Consider the following 16,847-nt stretch of genomic DNA (forward strand, 5'->3'; position numbering starts at 1 on the left):
CTTCACGATGTCGCCGAAGGCGCAAGACCACCACGAGCGACTCACGGAGTTCATGACGGAATTCGTGTTCCCGGCCGAGGCGGAGTACCACCGCTACCGCGAGGAGGCGGGCCCCAAGGATCACACCGTCCCGCCGATCGTCGAGGAGCTCAAGCTCAAGGCGAAGGAGCGGGGACTGTGGAACCTGTTCTTGCCGTCGATCTCGGGGCTGAGCAATCTGGAGTACTCGCCGCTGGCTGAGTTGTCGGGCTGGAGCCTGGAGATCGCGCCCGAGGTACTCAACTGCGCGGCGCCCGACACCGGGAACATGGAGACTCTGCACCTGTTCGCGAACGAGGACCAGAGCAAGCAGTGGCTGGAGCCGCTGCTCGACGGGCAGATCCGCAGCGGCTTCGCGATGACGGAACCGGCGGTGGCCTCCAGCGACGCCCGCAACATCCAGACGTCGATCGTGCGCGACGGTGCCGACTACGTGATCAACGGGCGCAAGTGGTGGACCACCGGCGCCGCCGACCCGCGCTGCAAGATCCTGATCGTGATGGGACGAACCAACCCCGACGCCGCCAGCCATCAGCAGCAGTCGATGGTGCTGGTGCCAGCGGACACTCCCGGGGTGAACATCCTGCGGTCGACGCCGGTGTTCGGTTGGCAGGACCAGCACGGGCACTGCGAGATCGTCTTCGACAACGTGCGGGTTCCCGCCACCAATCTGCTCGGTGAGGAGGGCTCGGGTTTCGCGATCGCCCAGGCGCGGCTGGGACCAGGCCGGATCCACCACTGCATGCGGGCGCTCGGCGCGGCCGAGCGGGCGCTGGCGTTGATGGTGGACCGCGTGCAGAAGCGGGTGGCGTTCGGGAAGCCGCTGTCCGAGCAGGGTGTGGTGCGTGAGTCGATTGCCAAGTCGCGCAACGAGATCGACCAGGCCAGGCTGCTGTGCGAGAAGGCGGCGTGGACCATCGATCAGCTCGGCAACCGGGAGGCGCACCTGTTGGTGTCGCAGGTCAAGTCGGTGGCGCCGATCGTGGCGTGCGCGGTGATCGACCGTGCCATTCAGGTCCATGGCGCCGCAGGCGTCAGTGACGACTTCCCGTTGGCGCGGCTGTACAGCTGGCACCGGGCGATGCGGCTGTTCGACGGGCCCGACGAGGTGCACATGCGGACCATCGCGCGCGCCGAATTGGGCCGCGAGAAGAGCGCTTTCGCGGCGGCGGTGACCGCGTAGTGACCGGCGACGTCGCGATGCTGTCGGGGGCGTGGAACTTTCGGGACGTCGCCGAGCACACCGGCATCCGGCCGGGACGGTTCTACCGGTCCAGCGAGCTGAGCCGGCTCGACGACGCCGGTCGCGAAGCGATGCTGCGGCTGGGCATCACGGACGTCGCCGATCTGCGGTCGCTTCGCGAGGTCGAGCGCCGCGGGCCAGGGCAGGTGCCCGAGGGCGTCGAGGTGCATCTGCTGCCGTTTCACGAGCTCTCCAATCAGGGTCCTGAGGGGGCCGAGGCGCCGCACGAGCAGACGTTCGAGCGGATGATGACGGAGAAGCCCGACGACGAGGACGTCGCCGTTGCGGCGGCGCGCTTCATGACGGAGGAGTACAAGCGCTTCCCGACGTTGCCCGGCGCGCATCTTGCGGTGCGCGAGGTGGTTTCGATGCTGGCCGACGGGCGTCCCGTCATCACGCACTGCTTCGCGGGGAAGGACCGGACGGGATTCACGGTTGCACTGGCGCTGGAAGCGGCGGGGGTTCCCCGCGACGAGATCCTGGCCGACTTCCTCCGCAGCAATGAGGCGGTGCCGCAGCTGAGGGAACGCATCCTCGAGTCGATCCGCAATCGCGGTGCTGAGGGGACGACGGATGAGATCGTCACGTTCGCCGAAGCGCGGCTCAACGAGGAGGTGTTGGGCGTTCGGGAGGATTACCTCGCGGCGGCGCGCAGCACCATCGACGAGGACTACGGTTCGCTGCCGAATTACCTTGAGGCGCTTGGTGTCACGGGTGATCAGGTGGATCGCCTGCGTGCGAACCTGCTGGCCTGAGCCACCCCCGCTGGCACACACGACCCCGATTGCCCACCTAACAGCGACTTTTCGCACGCACCCCTGCCAACCGTCGACCCACCAGCCGATCCCCACCCGCAGACACCACCCCGATTGCCCACCTCACAGCGACTTTTTCGCACGCACCCCTGCCAACCGTCGACCCACCAGCCGACCCACACCCCCGGCAGCCACCACGCCATTTGCCCACCTAACAGCGACTTTTCGCACACGCCACTGCCAACCGTCGACCGACCACCCGACCCACACCCCGGCAGACAACACCCCATTTGCCCACCTAACAGCGACTTTTCGGGTCACCGGTGTTGGGCCGGGTGCCAGGCGGCCTCAGGCATTCGACCACGTCGGACCGTCCCACCCGGCCAGGTCGAACGGCCGGCCCCGCGCCTCCTCGCGCATCGCTAGCACACGTTGGTGAATCCGGTACTCGGTCGCACGCGGCAATACCCCGGGCCCATACCGGCCCCAGCCGTGCCGACGAACTCTGTCATGCGCGATCTCCCATCGCAGCGCATCCGACACGGCCTTCGACGCCCTGCCCGGAATCCGGAAACCCTGATATGTCAGTGCCTCGATCAGCTCTGCGACCGAATGTGAACCGTGTTGGGCGAGGTACATGGTGAGCGCGTAGCGAAGCTCAATGCCGCGTAGTTCGCGTGGTTGGGCCATGCCCGACGGTGACATCGCGCTACGACACATCCCGCGAGAAGTCGCTGTCAGGTGGGCACTTATCCACAGGGAGTCTCCCCCGAAGCCGCGGATGCGCGACCTGCCGCACACTAGCCGTGAAGAAGTCGCTCGGAGGTGGGCAATCGGGGTGGTGTTAGCGCGGGGTGCGGGTCGACGGGTAGGTCGACGGTTGGCAGGGGCGCCCGCGAAAAGTCGCTCGTAGGTGGGCATTTCCAACAGTGGTCCGGGACGCACGCGCCTGGCACGAGCACCTGGCGCGCTAGCCCACCAACACCGCTAGCCCACGAACACGGTTACCCCACGAACAACGCGACCGCCCACACCGCCGTCGCCAACAACGCACCCGCCAACTCGACCCCGACCGACAGAGCCACGCCCTTGATCGCGTGCACGGTCGACGTCCAGGCCAACCGCTGATCGCGTCGCTTCGCCAGCTCGGCCAAATACACGCCGAGCACGAAGCCCAACACCAGGCCAAGCACCGGCACCACGAAGAAACCGATGATGCCAAGCACCGCACCGGCGAACAGGCTCGACGTCCTGACGTCGGCGCCGCGCATCCGTCGCATCGGCCACAGGTACTTCACCAGCAAGGTGGCGCCCAACAGCACTGCGACGACACCGAGCGTCACCCACGCCACCGTCGTCCGCTCGATGAACGCCCACACCGCGATGGCACCGAACACCAGCACCGTGCCGGGTAGCAGCGGCACCAGAATTCCGACCAACCCCACCGCGATCGCCAGGGCGACCAGCACGACCCCTGCCGTGCTCACCGTTCACACCCGAGTTGCATTGCGAGGTCGTCGAAGTCGTCGGCCACGACGTCGAACTCGCCGTCCTCGAATGCCGGCATGGGACGGCCGGGGCCGTGCTCGAGCGGCCGCTTCACGTACCCGGTCTTCAGACCGGCGTCGCGCGCAGCACGCAAATCGCTCGGATGCGCCGCGACGAGCATCACCTCCACCGGCCGCACGTCGAGCAGGTCGGCGCAGCCCCGATACACCTCAGGATCCGGCTTGTAGTGGTGGAACAGTTCGGCCGAGACCACGCAATCCCACGGCAGCCCTGCCCGCTTGGCCATGTTGGTCAACAGTGACACGTTTCCGTTCGACAGCGTCGTGATGACGAACCGCTGCTTGAGACGGGTCAAACCAGCCACCGAGTCCGGCCACGGGTCGAGGCGGTGCCACGCGCGGTTGAGGTCGTCGACATCCTCCTCAGGCACCGAATCGATGCCGGCCTTGCGCAACAGGTCGTCGAGGATCACCCGATGCAGCGCGTCGATCCGCATCCACGGGAGGTCGCCGCGGCGCACCCGGTCCATCGCCTCCGGATAGCCGCCGCGCCAATCGTCGGCAAACGCCGCCCAATCTCGTTGCAGCCCATGCCTTTCGCCGAAGGCATCGAGTTCGCCGATGATGCTGGTGCGCCAGTCGACGACGGTTCCGAAGACGTCGAACGCCAACACCTTCACGGCAACAAGACCACCTTGCCGCGCACCCCGCCCTCCGCCAGGCTCTCCAGGGCCGCTCGGCCCTCCGACAGCGGATACTGCATCGGCGGTGGCGGCCGCAGCCCGCCGGCGATCAGCCGGCCCAACCCCAACCCGAACATCGACTGAGATCCCGGCGTCCGATTCACGAATTCGCCATACCCGACGCCCACCACGCTGACGTTGCGCAGCAGCAACCGGTTCACCTTGACCGTTGGGATGCCGCCCGCCGCGAAACCCAGTACCAGCAGCCGTCCCTCGGTTGCCAGCACGCGGATCGCGTCGTCGAACGCATCCCCACCGATCGGGTCCACCACCAGATCGACGCCGCGGCCACCGGTCTCGTCCCGCACGGCCTGCGCCCACCCGTCGGTGAGCGGCAACACCACGTCGGCGCCCAGCGACTCGACGTATTCGATGGCGCTGGCCCGGTGCACCATCGCAATCACCTTGGCTCCCAACGCCTTCGCGATCTGGATGGCCGCCGTGCCGACGCCGCCGCCGGACCCCAGCACCAGCACCGTCTCGCCGGGACGCAGCGCGCCACGACGCTCCAGCGCGAAGTACATCGTGTAGTAGTTGCCAAGCAGACACACCGCGGATGCGTCGTCCACGTCGTCGGGGCTCGCCACCACGTTGTCCGGCGACACCGCCACCCGCTCGGCGTACCCGCCGAGCATGGTGAACGCCGAAACCCGTTGGCCGGGCGTGAAACCCGAGCCCTCAGGCGCCGACCGCACCGTCCCCGCGACCTCCATCCCGGGAGTGAAGGGCGGGTCCAACTTCAGCTGGTACTCGCCGCGGATCAGCAGCAGATCGGGAAAGCAGACACCGGCCGCACCGACGTCGACGACCACCAGGCCGTCACCGGCTGGGTCGTCGACATCGGTGTAGGCCAACCCGGATGGCCCGGAGAGCTCCTGCGCGACAAGCGCCTTCACCGTCTAACCGAGCTTGAAGCTGGCCGACTTGGCCGCGGACAGATCGGTGATCTCGCCCCACTTGCCCGCGACGTCGTCGATCGATGGCACGTTCTCGAACGTCACGCCGTCGTTCTGGAACAGCGCGGTGCGCTGCACCTTGCCGCCACCGACGATGAAGATCGAGTCGGTGTCGGGCACTTCCTCCGTGCAGAGGTAGGCCACCACCGGCGCGACGTACTCCGGCGTCAGCTTCTCGAATACCTCGGGCGGCAGGATGTCCTGCGTCATGCGGGTGGCGGCGATCGGCGCGACGGCGTTGGTCTTGATGTTGTACTTGGCGCCTTCCTGGGCCAGCGTGTTGATCAGGCCAACCAGGCCCAGCTTCGCCGCACCGTAGTTGGCCTGCCCGAAGTTGCCGAACAGCCCGCTGGTCGACGTGGCCACCACGACGCGGCCGAAGCTCTGCTCGCGGAAGTGCGGCCAGGCCGCGCGGATCACGTTGTAGCCGCCGTAGAGATGCACCTTCAGCACGGCGTCCCAGTTCTCGTACGTCATCTTGTGGAAGGTGCCGTCGCGCAGGATGCCGGCATTGCTGACCACGCCATGGATGGCGCCGAACTCGTCGACCGCGGTCTTGATGATGTTCGCGGCGCCTTCTGGCTCGGCCACGCTGTCATAGTTGGCGACGGCGCGACCGCCGGCCTCCTTGATCTCGTCGACGACCTGGTCGGCCATGTTGTGTCCGGCACCGGTGCCGTCACGGGAGCCACCGAGGTCGTTGACCACGACGCTGGCGCCCTCACGGGCCAGGGTCAGCGCGTACTCACGACCCAATCCACCACCGGCTCCGGTGACGACGATGACGCGATCCTGCACTCCGGGCATTGGGTTCCTATCTCTCGATCCTCGGTTGAACGGCAGCTAGAAGAGCTTGCGTGCCAACTTCCACGCCTTCTCTGTATACGGCGGGTAGATGATGGCGGTTAAGTCGGGTCGGGTTGGCTTCGTCAGCACCGACTTGCGGTGGCTGAACTCCTCGAAGCCGAACCGCCCGTGATAGGAACCCATGCCCGATGGTCCGACTCCACCGAACGGCAGCTTCGTGGTCGAGAACTGGAACAACAGGTGGTTGACCAGCATGCCGCCGGAGGTGACCTCCTTGATCACCCGCTCCCGCACGCTCTTGCTCTTGGTGAACAGGTACGCCGCAAGGGGCTTGGGCCGCGCATTGACGAAATCGATTGCCTCGTCCAGGGATTGGACCGTGACGATCGGCAGGATGGGCCCGAAGATCTCATCTTGCATCAACGGCTCGTCAAGGTCTGGGTCCACGACGACCGTCGGCTGAATCCTGACCGCCCCGGCATCGGAGCCGCCGCCGATCGCGACCTCGCCCTTGGTCGCCGCCAGAGAGGCGACCAGCCGGTCGAAGTGGCGCTCGTTGACGATTCGCTTGCCCGCGACCTCCTCGGCCTCGAACTTGTCGATGGTCGCCTTGATCTCGTCGACAAGCTGGTCGCGGATCGACGCGTCCGCCAGCACGTAATCCGGTGCGATGCAGATCTGGCCGGAGTTCATGAGCTTGGTCCACGCGATGCGCTTGGCGGCCACCGGGATGTCGGCGTCGGCGGCGACGATGACTGGGCTCTTGCCACCGAGTTCGAGCGTGACGGGCGTGAGGTGCTTGGCCGCCGCCTCGTAGACCTTGCGGCCGACCTCGGTACCGCCGGTGAAGCACAGCTTGTCGAAGCCCTGCGCGATGAGCTCCTGGCTGACCGCGCCGTCTCCCTCGACCACCACGACGGCGTCACTGTCGAGGTACTTCGGCACGAGCTCCGCCATCAACGACGACGACGCCGGTGACACCTCGGACGGCTTGAGCACGACCGCGTTGCCCGCGGAGAGCGCTCCGACGGCCGGGCCGAGCGTCAGGGCGAAGGGGAAGTTCCACGCACCGATGACCAGCACCACGCCGAACGGTTCGTACTCGATCCACGCGCGGCCCGGCAGCTGTGCCTTCTCCAGCAGCCGGTGCTTGCGCTTGGTCCACTTCCCGACGTTCTTCGCGGCGTCGGCCGCTTCGCTCGCGGTGCTGGCGATGTCGGCCAGCCACGCCTCGAACGGATTGCGGCCGAGATCCTGGTGCAGCGCGTCAGCGATGGCTGCCTCGTTGTCGACGACGAGGCGCTCCAGCGCGCGCAACTGCTGTTTGCGCCACTCGACGTCGCGGGTACGGCCGGTGGCGTAGGTCTTGCGGACGCGAGCAACGATGGTGGGAATGTCGACTTTGGTGGTCGAACCGGGCGCAGTTGGCGCCGGTGCGTCGGCGGATTGCGTGGTCATGGGAGTCCTTCCTGACCCGAGGAATACCCGATCCTAACCAACCACCCGGTTGGCGAACAGGCCCGCGCGACTCCGACGCTGCGCCTACCCGCTGGTCTGGTCGGCCGCCTTCTCGCCGATCACGAAGGTCGAGAACCCGCCCCGTTCCGCGTCCTCGTCCTCCTCGATGGGCAGCGTCCAGCGGTCCAGACGCCGCATCTCGTCGACGGAGTGCACGCCGGACGCCGTCCAGCCGTGCCCGTTCAGCCACGCCGTGACGTCGGCACGAGCGGGATCGTCGTACATCAACTCCTGGATGTTCATCACGTTCTGCATCCCGAACCGCTCCGCGATGCCCTCGAAGCGTTCCCGCATGGCCGCACGGCGCTCCGCGGAGGTGACCCCGGCCGTTTCCGCCGCGACGCGACTGCCCGGCGCACTGAGCTCGGTGATCTGCTCGAACAGTCGGTCCTGGGCGTCTGCCGGCAGGTACATCAGCAGCCCCTCGGCCAGCCACGCCGTAGGCAGCGATGCGTCGAACCCGCTCTCCCGCAACGCCTTCGACCAGTCGTACCGGAGGTCCTGCGGCACCTGGTGCAACTCGGCCGACGGCGCGACGCCGTGCTCGGCGAGGGTCGCGTGCTTGTACTCGAGCACCTTGGGCTGATCGATTTCGTAGACGGCGGTGCCGGCCGGCCAGTCCAGTCGGTAGGCCCGCGAATCCAGGCCCGACGCCAGGATGACGACCTGCCGGATGCCCGCCGCGACCGCCTTGGCGAAGTAGTCGTCGAAGAAGTGCGTGCGCACCGCCTGGTAGCTGCCCATGTGCGCAAAGACCGCGGCAGCCTCGGCATCGACGTCGGCGACCTTCGCGACGAAGCTGTCGTCGAGCAGCGCCTCCCAGATCCCGGTGCCGGCCCCGGCCACCAGCGTCTTGGCGTACGGGTCGCGGATGAGCGGCTCGGCGCGTGCGGTCTCACCGGCCCGCGCTGCTGCGACCATCACCGCGGTCGATCCGACGCTGGTCGCGATGTCCCAGGAGTCGTCATGGGTGCGCAGTGAGCTCATGTCACCACGATACCGAAGAACTTAGATCACCTATGTGGACGGCCGCACGATGCCGTGCGTGACGTTGCCAAGAGTGCGACGGGCGGGCTGACCGGTTTTTGGCGAGTTACTCGGCGATCTTCCACAGTTTGTTCGCCAGGAGCAGTTCCAGCTTTTCCACGATGGTGGTCAACTCGTCGTGGCCGCCGACGTAGCCCGCGTAGAAACCCATCCCCCACATCACGGCGATGAGCATCTCGACGAGGGTCGAAACGTCGGTGTCGGTGGTCAGCTCGCCACGCTCGATGGCGTCGGTGACGACCCAGGTGACGAACGCGCGGGACGTCTTGAGTGAGTTGTGCTCGTCGCGGCTGAGTTCCGGATGCCGCTGGGATTCCAGCACTGACGTAACCAGGAAGGCTGCGGCCGACCGATCACGGGATTCTGCCTGCATCGCTGCCGAGAAGAAGGCCGTCAACCGCTTCAAGAGCGACGTCTCGACCTCCGCCTTCGCCATTCCGGCGGCCACCACCATCTCGTTGGTCTTGTCCACCACCTCGCCGTAGAGCACCCGCTTGCTGGCGAAGTAGTGGTTGATTGCCGGCCTAGTCAGGTCGGCCCGGATGGCAATTGCCTGGAATGTTGCTGCGTCATAGCCGAGTTCGCTGAAAACCTCCCGCGCCGCACGCACGATGCGTTCCCGGGTCTCCGCAGCCTTAGCCGCGGGCGGACGTCCTGGACCCCGGGTCGCGGTATACGGCACAGTCAAATTGTGCCACACGTCACCGGTGTCGCTGAGGTGAATGGTTGCGGAAGCATTCGGAGAATCTCGTGCAGCAAATCACCGCGACCGTCAATGGGAGACGGTGCGCCGCACGCGCGTGGATTTGCCAAGCGTGGGTACCCAGAGCCAATGCTCAACGTCGGGGGACAACTATGGTGGCGCAATGGCGAGCGTCGTAACCCGTGAGTCGTACTTCGACGCCGGTATCGACGTGCTGTCCGATCTCGGCTACGGCGGCCTGAAGCTCGCCGAGGTGTGCAACCGCCTCGGGGTCACCACCGGCTCCTTCTACCACTACTTCGCCAGTTGGTCCGCCTACACCCGCGCGCTCGTCTCCCATTGGATGCAGGCCCGCACTGTCAGCGTCATCGACGTCATCCGGGCCGAGCCGGATCCACGCCGCCGCATCGGCTCGCTGATCCAGGAGGGGCTCGCATTGCCGCACGGCGCCGAGGGAGCGATCCGCGTGTGGAGTGCGATCGACACCGAGGTGGGTGCCATGCAGGCGGCCGTCGACCGGCAGCGCTTCGACTTCCTGGTGGAATCGGCGTGCGAGATCCTCGACGACAAGCATCACGCGGAGGTGTTCGCGTCGTGGGCGCTGTACCTCCTGATCGGCTACGAGCAGGCCGTGCTGCCGCGGCGCGAACCAAGCGACATCCAGTGGATCGCCGACCAACTGCTCGACGCGCTGGATTCGGGCCGGTTCGACACGCTCCCCGACAACGTCTGACGGCACCACCGGATTACCATCCGGTGCATGCTGACCCGGGCTGGCTGGTGGCGCCGGGCAGTGGATCGGATCAACGAGCGCGATCCCGAACACGACGCGCTGCGGCGCGCGATCCGTGCGGCGATCGTGGTGCCCATCGCGGCGGCCGTCGCCTTCGAGGTCGGCGGCGGTTCGCAGACACCGTTGTTCGCGATCTTCGGGTCCGTGGCGCTGCTCATCATGGTGGACTTTCCCGGTAATCGCCCGGCCAGGGCGTTGGCGTACGCCGGCCTCGGGTTCAACGGCACCGTCCTCATCACGCTCGGTTCGCTCGTCGCACCCATCCCGTGGCTGGCCGTCACGACGATGTTCGTGCTCGCCGTCGCGGTGACCTTTTCCGGCGTGCTGAGCGAGATCGTCGCGGCCGGACAGCGCTCGACGCTGCTGACGTTCGTGCTGCCGGTCTGCACGCCGCCAGGCCCGATCCCCGAGCGGCTGTTCGGCTGGCTCATCGCGCTGGCGCTCGCCGTCCCCGCCTCCCTCTTCCTGCTGCCGCCGCGGCATCACGACGACCTGCGCCGCCACGCCGCGGCGGTGTGCCGCACCCTGGCCGACCGGTTGGAGGGCGCCGCGTCGGCCGACGCCGTCTCGGCGGCGATGGGTGAGCTGCGGGCCAACTTCCTCGGCGCCGACTTCCGGCCCGTCGCACTGACCGCGGGCAGCCGCGCCCTGGTGCGGGTCGTCGACGATCTGCAGTGGCTGTCCGATCGCGTCACCGAGACGTCGGGGGATCTGCTGGCCGAGATGCGCGACCCCCTGGTGCGGGTGCTGCGCGATTCGGCCAAGGTGCTCACCACGCCGCAGGCGCAGGGCCGCGACGAATTTCGCGCCGACCTCGCGCAGGCGTTGGCCGTGCAGCGCCTGGTGGCGCAGAGCCGGTACCGAGAAGACATCGTCGAGATCCTGGATGAGCCAAGTGACGCCACCGCCATCGGCGTCGGGCGAAAGCTGTTGACGCGTCGCACCATTTCGGCCTGCGTCGGCGCTACCGGGCGCGTCATCGCCATCGCCGCGGACGCCGACGCGCGGCCGGTGTGGGCCCGCGTGCTTGGCCGTCGGCTCCCGGAGGCAGGCGCGTCCGACCGGGTCTATTCGGAGTCGCAGGCCATCGCGTATCTGACCGCCGGGTTCGTCGCCACGCGGGCTGTGGTGGTGCGCAACAGCCTGCGCACCGGCCTTGGGCTGGCGACCGCCGTCGCGATCACCCACCTGTTTCCCGTGCAGCACGGCTTCTGGGTGGTTCTCGGCGCCATGTCGGTGCTGCGCAGCAGCGCGTTGACCACCGGCACGCGCGTGCTGCGCGCCGTCACGGGTACCGGCATCGGGTTCGTGCTCGGTGCGATCTTCATCCAGCTGATGGGCTACGACCCAGCGGTGATGTGGACGATGCTGCCGGTCGTCGCGTTCGGGTCGGCGTACGTGCAGCAGGTGGCGTCGTTCATCGCGGGGCAGGCGATGTTCACGATGATGGTGCTGATCGTCTTCAACGTGATCGTGCCGACGGGCTGGAGCGTCGGCTTGATCCGCGTCGAGGACGTGGTGGTCGGCGCCCTGGTGGGCATCGTGGTGTCGCTGTTGCTGTGGCCGCGCGGCGCGGCGTCCGCGGTCTCCAAGGCGATCGACGCCGCGTGTGAGGTCGGCTCGACGTACCTGCGGACGGCGGTGCGCCGCGTCACCCGCGGCGCGTCCGAGGCTGCCAACGACCGCGTCTTCGCGCTCGGCCACGACGCGATGTCGGCATCCCGCACGCTCGATGATGCGGTGCGCCAGTATCTTTCGGAGAGCGGCGGTTCGACGGATCTGCGCGCACCGGTGATCCGCGCGGCCAACCGCGCCATTCGTCTGCGCACTGCGGCCGAGCTCATCGCCGACGTCGTCCCGCCGCCGCTCGCCACCTACCCGCGCGTGCGCACGGTGCTCGAAGCGCACGCCGACGGGATCTGCGCGCGGCTGCACGGCACTGCGGGCACCGTTGGGCAGGGACCGATCAGCGACGACTTCGTGTTGGCGCTGCGGGCCGACTCGCCAGGTGACGCACTCTCGGTCTCCGCCGCGCTGCCGCTGGTGACGGTTGCCGCGAACCTGGGCGAGCTGGAACTGCTCTACCCCGATCCGGTGCAACCCGTCACCAGCCGCGCCTAACGTCCGGCAGTGTGCGGCATCAGCGCATTCGGCGGGATGACGCCGAACTTGCCCGCATTGAAGTCCTCCATGGCCTGGATCAGCTCCGACTTGGAGTTCATCACGAACGGTCCGTAGTGGAAGACGGGCTCGCGAATGGGCTTGCCGCCCAAGATCAGAACCTCCAGCGCGGGACGGTTCGAGTCCTGGCCCTCCGCAGCGCCGACCGAGATCCGGTCACCGGGCCCGAACACCGCCAGCTGGCCCTGCTGGATCGGCTGCGCCACGGGGCCCACCGTGCCGCGGCCGGACAACACGTAGACGAGCGCGTTGAAGTCGCGGTTCCACGGCACGTTCAACAGTGCGCCGGGCTGAATGGTGGCGTGCGCCAACGTGATCGGCGTGTAGGTGGCGCCGGGACCCTGCTGGCCGTCGACGTCGCCGGCGATGATACGTACGAGCGCACCGCCGTCGTCGGAGGACAGCAGCTTGACCTGTCCCCCCTCGATGGCCTGGTAGCGCGGGCTGGCGAACTTGTCCTTGCGCGGCAGGTTCACCCACAGCTGGATGCCGTGGAAGGTGCCGCCGCTCTCGACGAGTTCGGCGGGCGGCGTCTCGATGTGCAGGATGCCCGACCCTGCCGTCATCCACTGCGTGGCACCGTCGGTGATGAGGCCACCGCCGCCGTGCGAATCCTGGTGTGCGAACCTGCCGTCAATCATGTAGGTGACGGTCTCGAAGCCGCGGTGAGGGTGCCAGTCGGTGCCGCGGGGTTCACCGGGCTGGTACTCGATCTCGCCCATCTGGTCCATGTGGACGAACGGGTCGAGGTCGGCGGCGCTGACGCCCGCGAAGGCACGCACGACGGGAAAGCCCTCGCCTTCGTAGCCGCGGGGTCCGGTTGTGATGGAACGCACGGGGCGTTCGGTGTCCGACGCGACGGGCCCGGCGACCCGGGGCAGGGTGAGCGTGTCGGCGGTGATGGCGGGCATCGTGACCTCCTCGATTGGAACGTACCCGCAGTAACCGGACTACGGTCCGATTAATTCCCCGTGGGCTCTCCTAGAGCAGGGCGGCCATCGCCGCGGCGCGCGCATCGGCCGCGCTGGCGGTCGCCAACGCCGCATCGGCTGCGGCACGGCACTGCGCCAACGTGACCTGCGCGAGTCTCGCGCCGACGCCCGCCACGGCCGCGGCGGCCGCCGACAGCGACGACACCCCCAAGCCGACCAGCACGCAGGCCAGCAGGGGATCGGCGGCGGCCTCACCGCAGACGCCGACGGGTTTGTTCACCGCGACTCCTGCCTTCACCGTCGTGGCGACGAGTGTCAGCACCGCCGGTTGCCATGGGTCCGTCAAGGTGGCGAGTTCGGCCGACATCCGGTCGGCGGCCATCGTGTACTGGGTGAGGTCGTTCGTGCCGATCGAGAGGAAGTCGACGTGCTCGAGGATGCGGTCGGCCAGCAGAGCGGCGGCAGGCACCTCGATCATCACACCGGGTGTCAGGCCGTACGAACGAGTCTGCGCGGCAAAGGCTTCCGCTTCCGCGGGCGTGGCGATCATCGGGGCCATCACCCATGGCGCGTTGCCCGTCCGGTGCGCTGCGGCGGCGATGGCCTCCAACTGCCGGGTCAAGATGCCCGGGTTGCCCTCGGCGATGCGGATGCCGCGCACGCCCATCGCGGGGTTGGCCTCGTCGGGATGGCCGACGAACTTCAGCGGCTTGTCCGATCCGGCATCCAGCGTCCGGATGACGACCTTGCGGCCGTCGAACGCCTCGAGGACGTCGGAGTAGATCTGGGCCTGTTCGTCGACGGTTGGCTCGGCGTCGCGATTGAGGAAGCACAGTTCGGTGCGGAACAGACCGACGCCCTCGGCGGGAGTCTTGCGCGCCGCCTGCGCGGCTGCGCCGTCCTGCACGTTGGCCAGGATCGCGACGACGTGTCCGTCGGCGGTGGCACCCGGACCGGTCCAGCTCTTGGCGAGGTCCGCCTCACGCTGCGCCACCTCGACGGCGCGCGCCGCGACGGCTGCGTCGGGCTCCACGGTGACGGTGCCCAGCGTGCCGTCGACCATGACGTTCGTGCCGGCAGGCACCGCGTCGAGACCGTCGACGGCGACCACGCAGGGGATGCCCAGCTGGCGGGCGATGATCGCGGTGTGGCTGGTCGGACCGCCGAGTGTGGTGGCGAGCCCGACGACCAGTGCGGCATCCAAACCGGCGGTGTCGACGGGGGCGAGGTCCTCGGCGCACAGGATCGACGGCACGTCGGGCACCGGAACGCCGGGCTCGGGAAGTCCGCTGAGTTCGGCGATGACGCGATCGCGGACGTCGCGCAGATCGGTGACCCGCTCGGCCATCAGGCCGCCAGCCTTGGCGAACATCTCCGCGATCTTCTCGATCGCCGCTGCGACGGCCTGCTCCGCGGGCGTTCCGGCGTTGACCCGCTTCTGCGCGTCCCCCAGCCAGGCGCGGTCCTGCGCCATGGTCGCGGTGGTGGCGAGCACCTCCGAGGCGACGCCCGTCGCATGGCCCGCCCGGGCGCGCAGCCGCTCGGCCACTGCCGCGGCAGCCGCGGTGAACCGAGCCACTTCGCCGGGCCGGTCGGCCTCAGCCAGTTCGGCCACCGGAGCGTCCTCGAGCCGCGGCCGCTTGCCCGGCCGAATCACCGGGGCGTATTGCACCCCACCCACCGCGGGGACTCCCCGAAGGACGGTTCCAGCCGGCGGAGCGTCCGCTGGAACCGGTAGTGATGTGGCCGAAGGCGACGTACTCATGTGAGCCAGATTACTAGAAATCATTGACAAGTCAACACAGTCAGGGGTAAAACCAAACATATCAACATTCAGAACGCAGATATCCCACATAAGCGGAGGGCCATGTACGCGGAAGAGCGCCAGGAAGCGATCGCCGCTCTGGTGATCAGCAGAGGCCGCGCCTCGGTCGCCGAACTGGCCCAGGCCTATGACGTCACGACCGAGACCGTGCGACGCGACCTTGCTGCTCTGGACAAGGCGGGCATCGTGCGCCGCGTCCACGGCGGCGCCGTTCCGGTGCGGGCCCTGCACCTCGTCGAGCCGGGCGTCGGCGAGCGGGAGTCCACCCGCGCCGACTACAAGGACGCCATCGCCGCCGCGGCCACCGAGTTCTTCCCGCTGAGTGGGGCGAGCGTCCTGCTGGACGCAGGCACCACCACCGCACGCATCGCCGCGCTGGTCCCCACCGACCGCGAACTCGTCGTCGTCACCAACTCGGTGCCCATCGCCGCCCGGCTGGCCGGCTTCAACTCGGTGTCGCTCCAACTGCTCGGCGGCCGGGTCCGCGGGGTCACGCAGGCAGCCGTCGGCGAGCAGGCACTGAGGGTGCTCGACACGCTGCGCGTCGACATCGCCTTCATCGGCACCAACGCGATCAGCCCCCGCCACGGTCTGTCGACGCCCGACGGGGAAGAAGCCGCGGTCAAACGCGCCATGGTGCGGTGCGCCAACTACGTCGTCGTCGTCGCCGACTCCACCAAGGTCGGCCGCGAGGACCTCGTCAGCTTCGCCCCCATCACTAGCGTCGACACGCTGATCACCGACGCCGAGATCGCCGACGCCGACCGCAAGTCGTTCACCGACGAAGGCGTCGAGGTCATCACCGCCGGAGTCCCCTCGTGATCGTCACCGTCACACCCAACCCGAGCATCGACCGCACCGTCACGCTGGGCACGCCACTGACCCGCGGCGCCGTGCACCGGGTCACGTCGGCCACCACCGAGCCGGGCGGCAAGGGCGTCAACGTGGCCCGCGCCCTGACTCTCGCCGGGCTGGACGCCGTCGCGATCCTGCCCGCCGCCGATGCCGACCCCATCGTCACGGCTCTGCAATCGAGCGGCGTAACCTATCGATGCGTGCCGGTGACCGGAGCAGTTCGCACCAACCTCGCGATCACCGAATCCGACGGCACCACAACCAAACTGAACGAACCGGGCGCGACGCTCGACGACTCGGCGCGCAACGCGCTGACCCGGGCGGTGACCGAAGCCGCCACCGACGCGTCATGGGTGGTGCTGTCCGGCTCGCTGCCACCGGGCGTGCCCGACGATTGGTACGCCGAGATCGTCGCCACCCTCGCACCCGCTGCGTGCCGCGTTGCAGTCGACACGTCGGAGCGGCCGCTGGCCGCACTGGCCGCGTCGTTCGGCCGGGCCGCACCCGACGTCATCAAGCCCAACGCCGAAGAACTCGCCGGGTTGGTCGGCGCATCACCCGCCGACCTGGAAAGTGCCGCAGCCGCAGGGGATCCCGAGCCGGTGGTGCTGGCCGCGCGTCAGCTCATCGACCGTGGCGCCCGTGCGGTGCTCGTCACTCTCGGCGCGGCGGGCGCGGTGCTCGTCGACGCGACGGGCGCCTGGATGGCGACGCCCCCGCCGATCACACCGCGCAGCACCGTAGGCGCGGGCGACAGCGCGCTTGCCGGTTACCTGCGTGCCGAGGTCGGCGGTGCCGAGCCGCCGCAACGGCTGCAGATGGCCGTCGCCTACGGCAGCGCGGCGGCCTCCCTGCCGGGCTCGGCACTACCGTCGCCCATCCAGATCGATCTCGAAGCCGTTCGGGTGTATGCGATTACGCCCGCGTCCACCCGCCCATAAC

At 68.3% G+C, this 16,847-nt stretch carries 16 protein-coding genes; 6 read left to right on the forward strand and 10 right to left on the reverse strand.

Going from position 1 to position 16,847, the window contains the following annotated elements; all coding sequences use genetic code 11:
• The first annotated feature begins 7 nt into the window (after positions 1–7).
• Both N536_RS0102235 and N536_RS0102240 read left to right on the forward strand, forming a co-directional pair.
• A complete protein-coding gene (locus N536_RS0102235) occupies positions 8–1,222 on the forward strand; it encodes an acyl-CoA dehydrogenase family protein (protein ID WP_081809041.1) in 1,215 nt (404 codons plus the stop codon).
• 17 nt (positions 1,223–1,239) lie between these two features.
• A complete protein-coding gene (locus N536_RS0102240; protein WP_155948406.1) occupies positions 1,240–2,037 on the forward strand; it encodes a tyrosine-protein phosphatase in 798 nt (265 codons plus the stop codon).
• Positions 2,038–2,385: 348 nt separating this feature from the next.
• Here the strand turns inward: N536_RS0102240 and N536_RS37195 are convergent, their stop codons facing one another.
• From N536_RS37195 to N536_RS0102280, 8 genes are all read right to left on the reverse strand, one after another.
• Entirely contained in the window at positions 2,386–2,727 is a 342-nt protein-coding gene (locus tag N536_RS37195; RefSeq protein ID WP_051574172.1) for a hypothetical protein, read from the reverse strand.
• 314 nt (positions 2,728–3,041) lie between these two features.
• Positions 3,042–3,524 carry a DUF456 domain-containing protein gene (locus tag N536_RS0102250; protein ID WP_029112118.1) on the reverse strand — a complete coding sequence of 161 codons (483 nt, stop codon included), beginning with the start codon at positions 3,522–3,524 and terminating at the stop codon, positions 3,042–3,044.
• Positions 3,521–4,225 carry a haloacid dehalogenase type II gene (locus N536_RS0102255; protein ID WP_029112119.1) on the reverse strand — a complete coding sequence of 235 codons (705 nt, stop codon included), beginning with the start codon at positions 4,223–4,225 and terminating at the stop codon, positions 3,521–3,523. Before N536_RS0102255 ends, N536_RS0102250 begins: the two co-directional genes overlap by 4 nt.
• Positions 4,222–5,184, reverse strand: a complete 963-nt coding sequence (locus N536_RS0102260) for an NADPH:quinone oxidoreductase family protein (RefSeq protein ID WP_029112120.1) — start codon at positions 5,182–5,184, stop codon at positions 4,222–4,224. The genes N536_RS0102255 and N536_RS0102260 overlap by 4 nt, the downstream gene beginning before the upstream one ends.
• A gap of 3 nt (positions 5,185–5,187) precedes the next feature.
• Complete coding sequence (locus N536_RS0102265) at positions 5,188–6,051, reverse strand: SDR family oxidoreductase (protein ID WP_029112121.1); 864 nt, start codon at positions 6,049–6,051, stop codon at positions 5,188–5,190.
• A 36-nt stretch (positions 6,052–6,087) separates the two neighbouring features.
• On the reverse strand, positions 6,088–7,509 hold the full coding sequence (locus N536_RS0102270; RefSeq protein ID WP_029112122.1) for an aldehyde dehydrogenase family protein: 1,422 nt from the start codon (positions 7,507–7,509) through the stop codon (positions 6,088–6,090).
• Positions 7,510–7,593: 84 nt separating this feature from the next.
• Positions 7,594–8,556: a class I SAM-dependent methyltransferase gene (locus N536_RS0102275; protein ID WP_029112123.1), complete on the reverse strand. Its 963-nt coding sequence runs from the start codon at positions 8,554–8,556 to the stop codon at positions 7,594–7,596.
• Between the two features lie 106 nt (positions 8,557–8,662).
• Positions 8,663–9,298, reverse strand: coding sequence for a TetR/AcrR family transcriptional regulator (locus N536_RS0102280; protein WP_029112124.1), 636 nt, complete (start codon positions 9,296–9,298; stop codon positions 8,663–8,665).
• Between the two features lie 184 nt (positions 9,299–9,482).
• On the opposite strand from N536_RS0102280, the gene N536_RS0102285 reads away from it, so the two are divergent.
• The gene (locus N536_RS0102285; RefSeq protein WP_029112125.1) at positions 9,483–10,052 is read left to right on the forward strand and encodes a TetR/AcrR family transcriptional regulator; all 570 of its coding nucleotides are present in this window, start codon (positions 9,483–9,485) and stop codon (positions 10,050–10,052) included.
• Positions 10,053–10,079: 27 nt separating this feature from the next.
• Complete coding sequence (locus N536_RS0102290; protein WP_029112126.1) at positions 10,080–12,233, forward strand: FUSC family protein; 2,154 nt, start codon at positions 10,080–10,082, stop codon at positions 12,231–12,233.
• Here the strand turns inward: N536_RS0102290 and N536_RS0102295 are convergent.
• Both N536_RS0102295 and ptsP read right to left on the reverse strand, forming a co-directional pair.
• Entirely contained in the window at positions 12,230–13,204 is a 975-nt protein-coding gene (locus tag N536_RS0102295) for a pirin family protein (RefSeq protein ID WP_029112127.1), read from the reverse strand. The two genes, N536_RS0102290 and N536_RS0102295, sit on opposite strands and share 4 nt — an antisense overlap.
• Positions 13,205–13,274: 70 nt before the next feature.
• Positions 13,275–15,050 (reverse strand): phosphoenolpyruvate--protein phosphotransferase, encoded by a 1,776-nt coding sequence (gene ptsP, locus N536_RS0102300; protein ID WP_029112128.1) that lies wholly within the window; start codon positions 15,048–15,050, stop codon positions 13,275–13,277.
• A gap of 42 nt (positions 15,051–15,092) precedes the next feature.
• Between ptsP and N536_RS0102305 the strand changes: the two genes are divergently transcribed.
• Entirely contained in the window at positions 15,093–15,872 is a 780-nt protein-coding gene (locus tag N536_RS0102305) for a DeoR/GlpR family DNA-binding transcription regulator (RefSeq protein ID WP_029112129.1), read from the forward strand.
• Positions 15,869–16,846 carry a 1-phosphofructokinase gene (pfkB, locus tag N536_RS0102310; RefSeq protein ID WP_029112130.1) on the forward strand — a complete coding sequence of 326 codons (978 nt, stop codon included), beginning with the start codon at positions 15,869–15,871 and terminating at the stop codon, positions 16,844–16,846. Before N536_RS0102305 ends, pfkB begins: the two co-directional genes overlap by 4 nt.
• The last annotated feature ends 1 nt before the right edge of the window (position 16,847 follow it).

Origin of the sequence: Mycobacterium sp. URHB0044 (genome assembly GCF_000620625.1) — a bacterium.
GTDB lineage: Bacteria > Actinomycetota > Actinomycetes > Mycobacteriales > Mycobacteriaceae > Mycobacterium.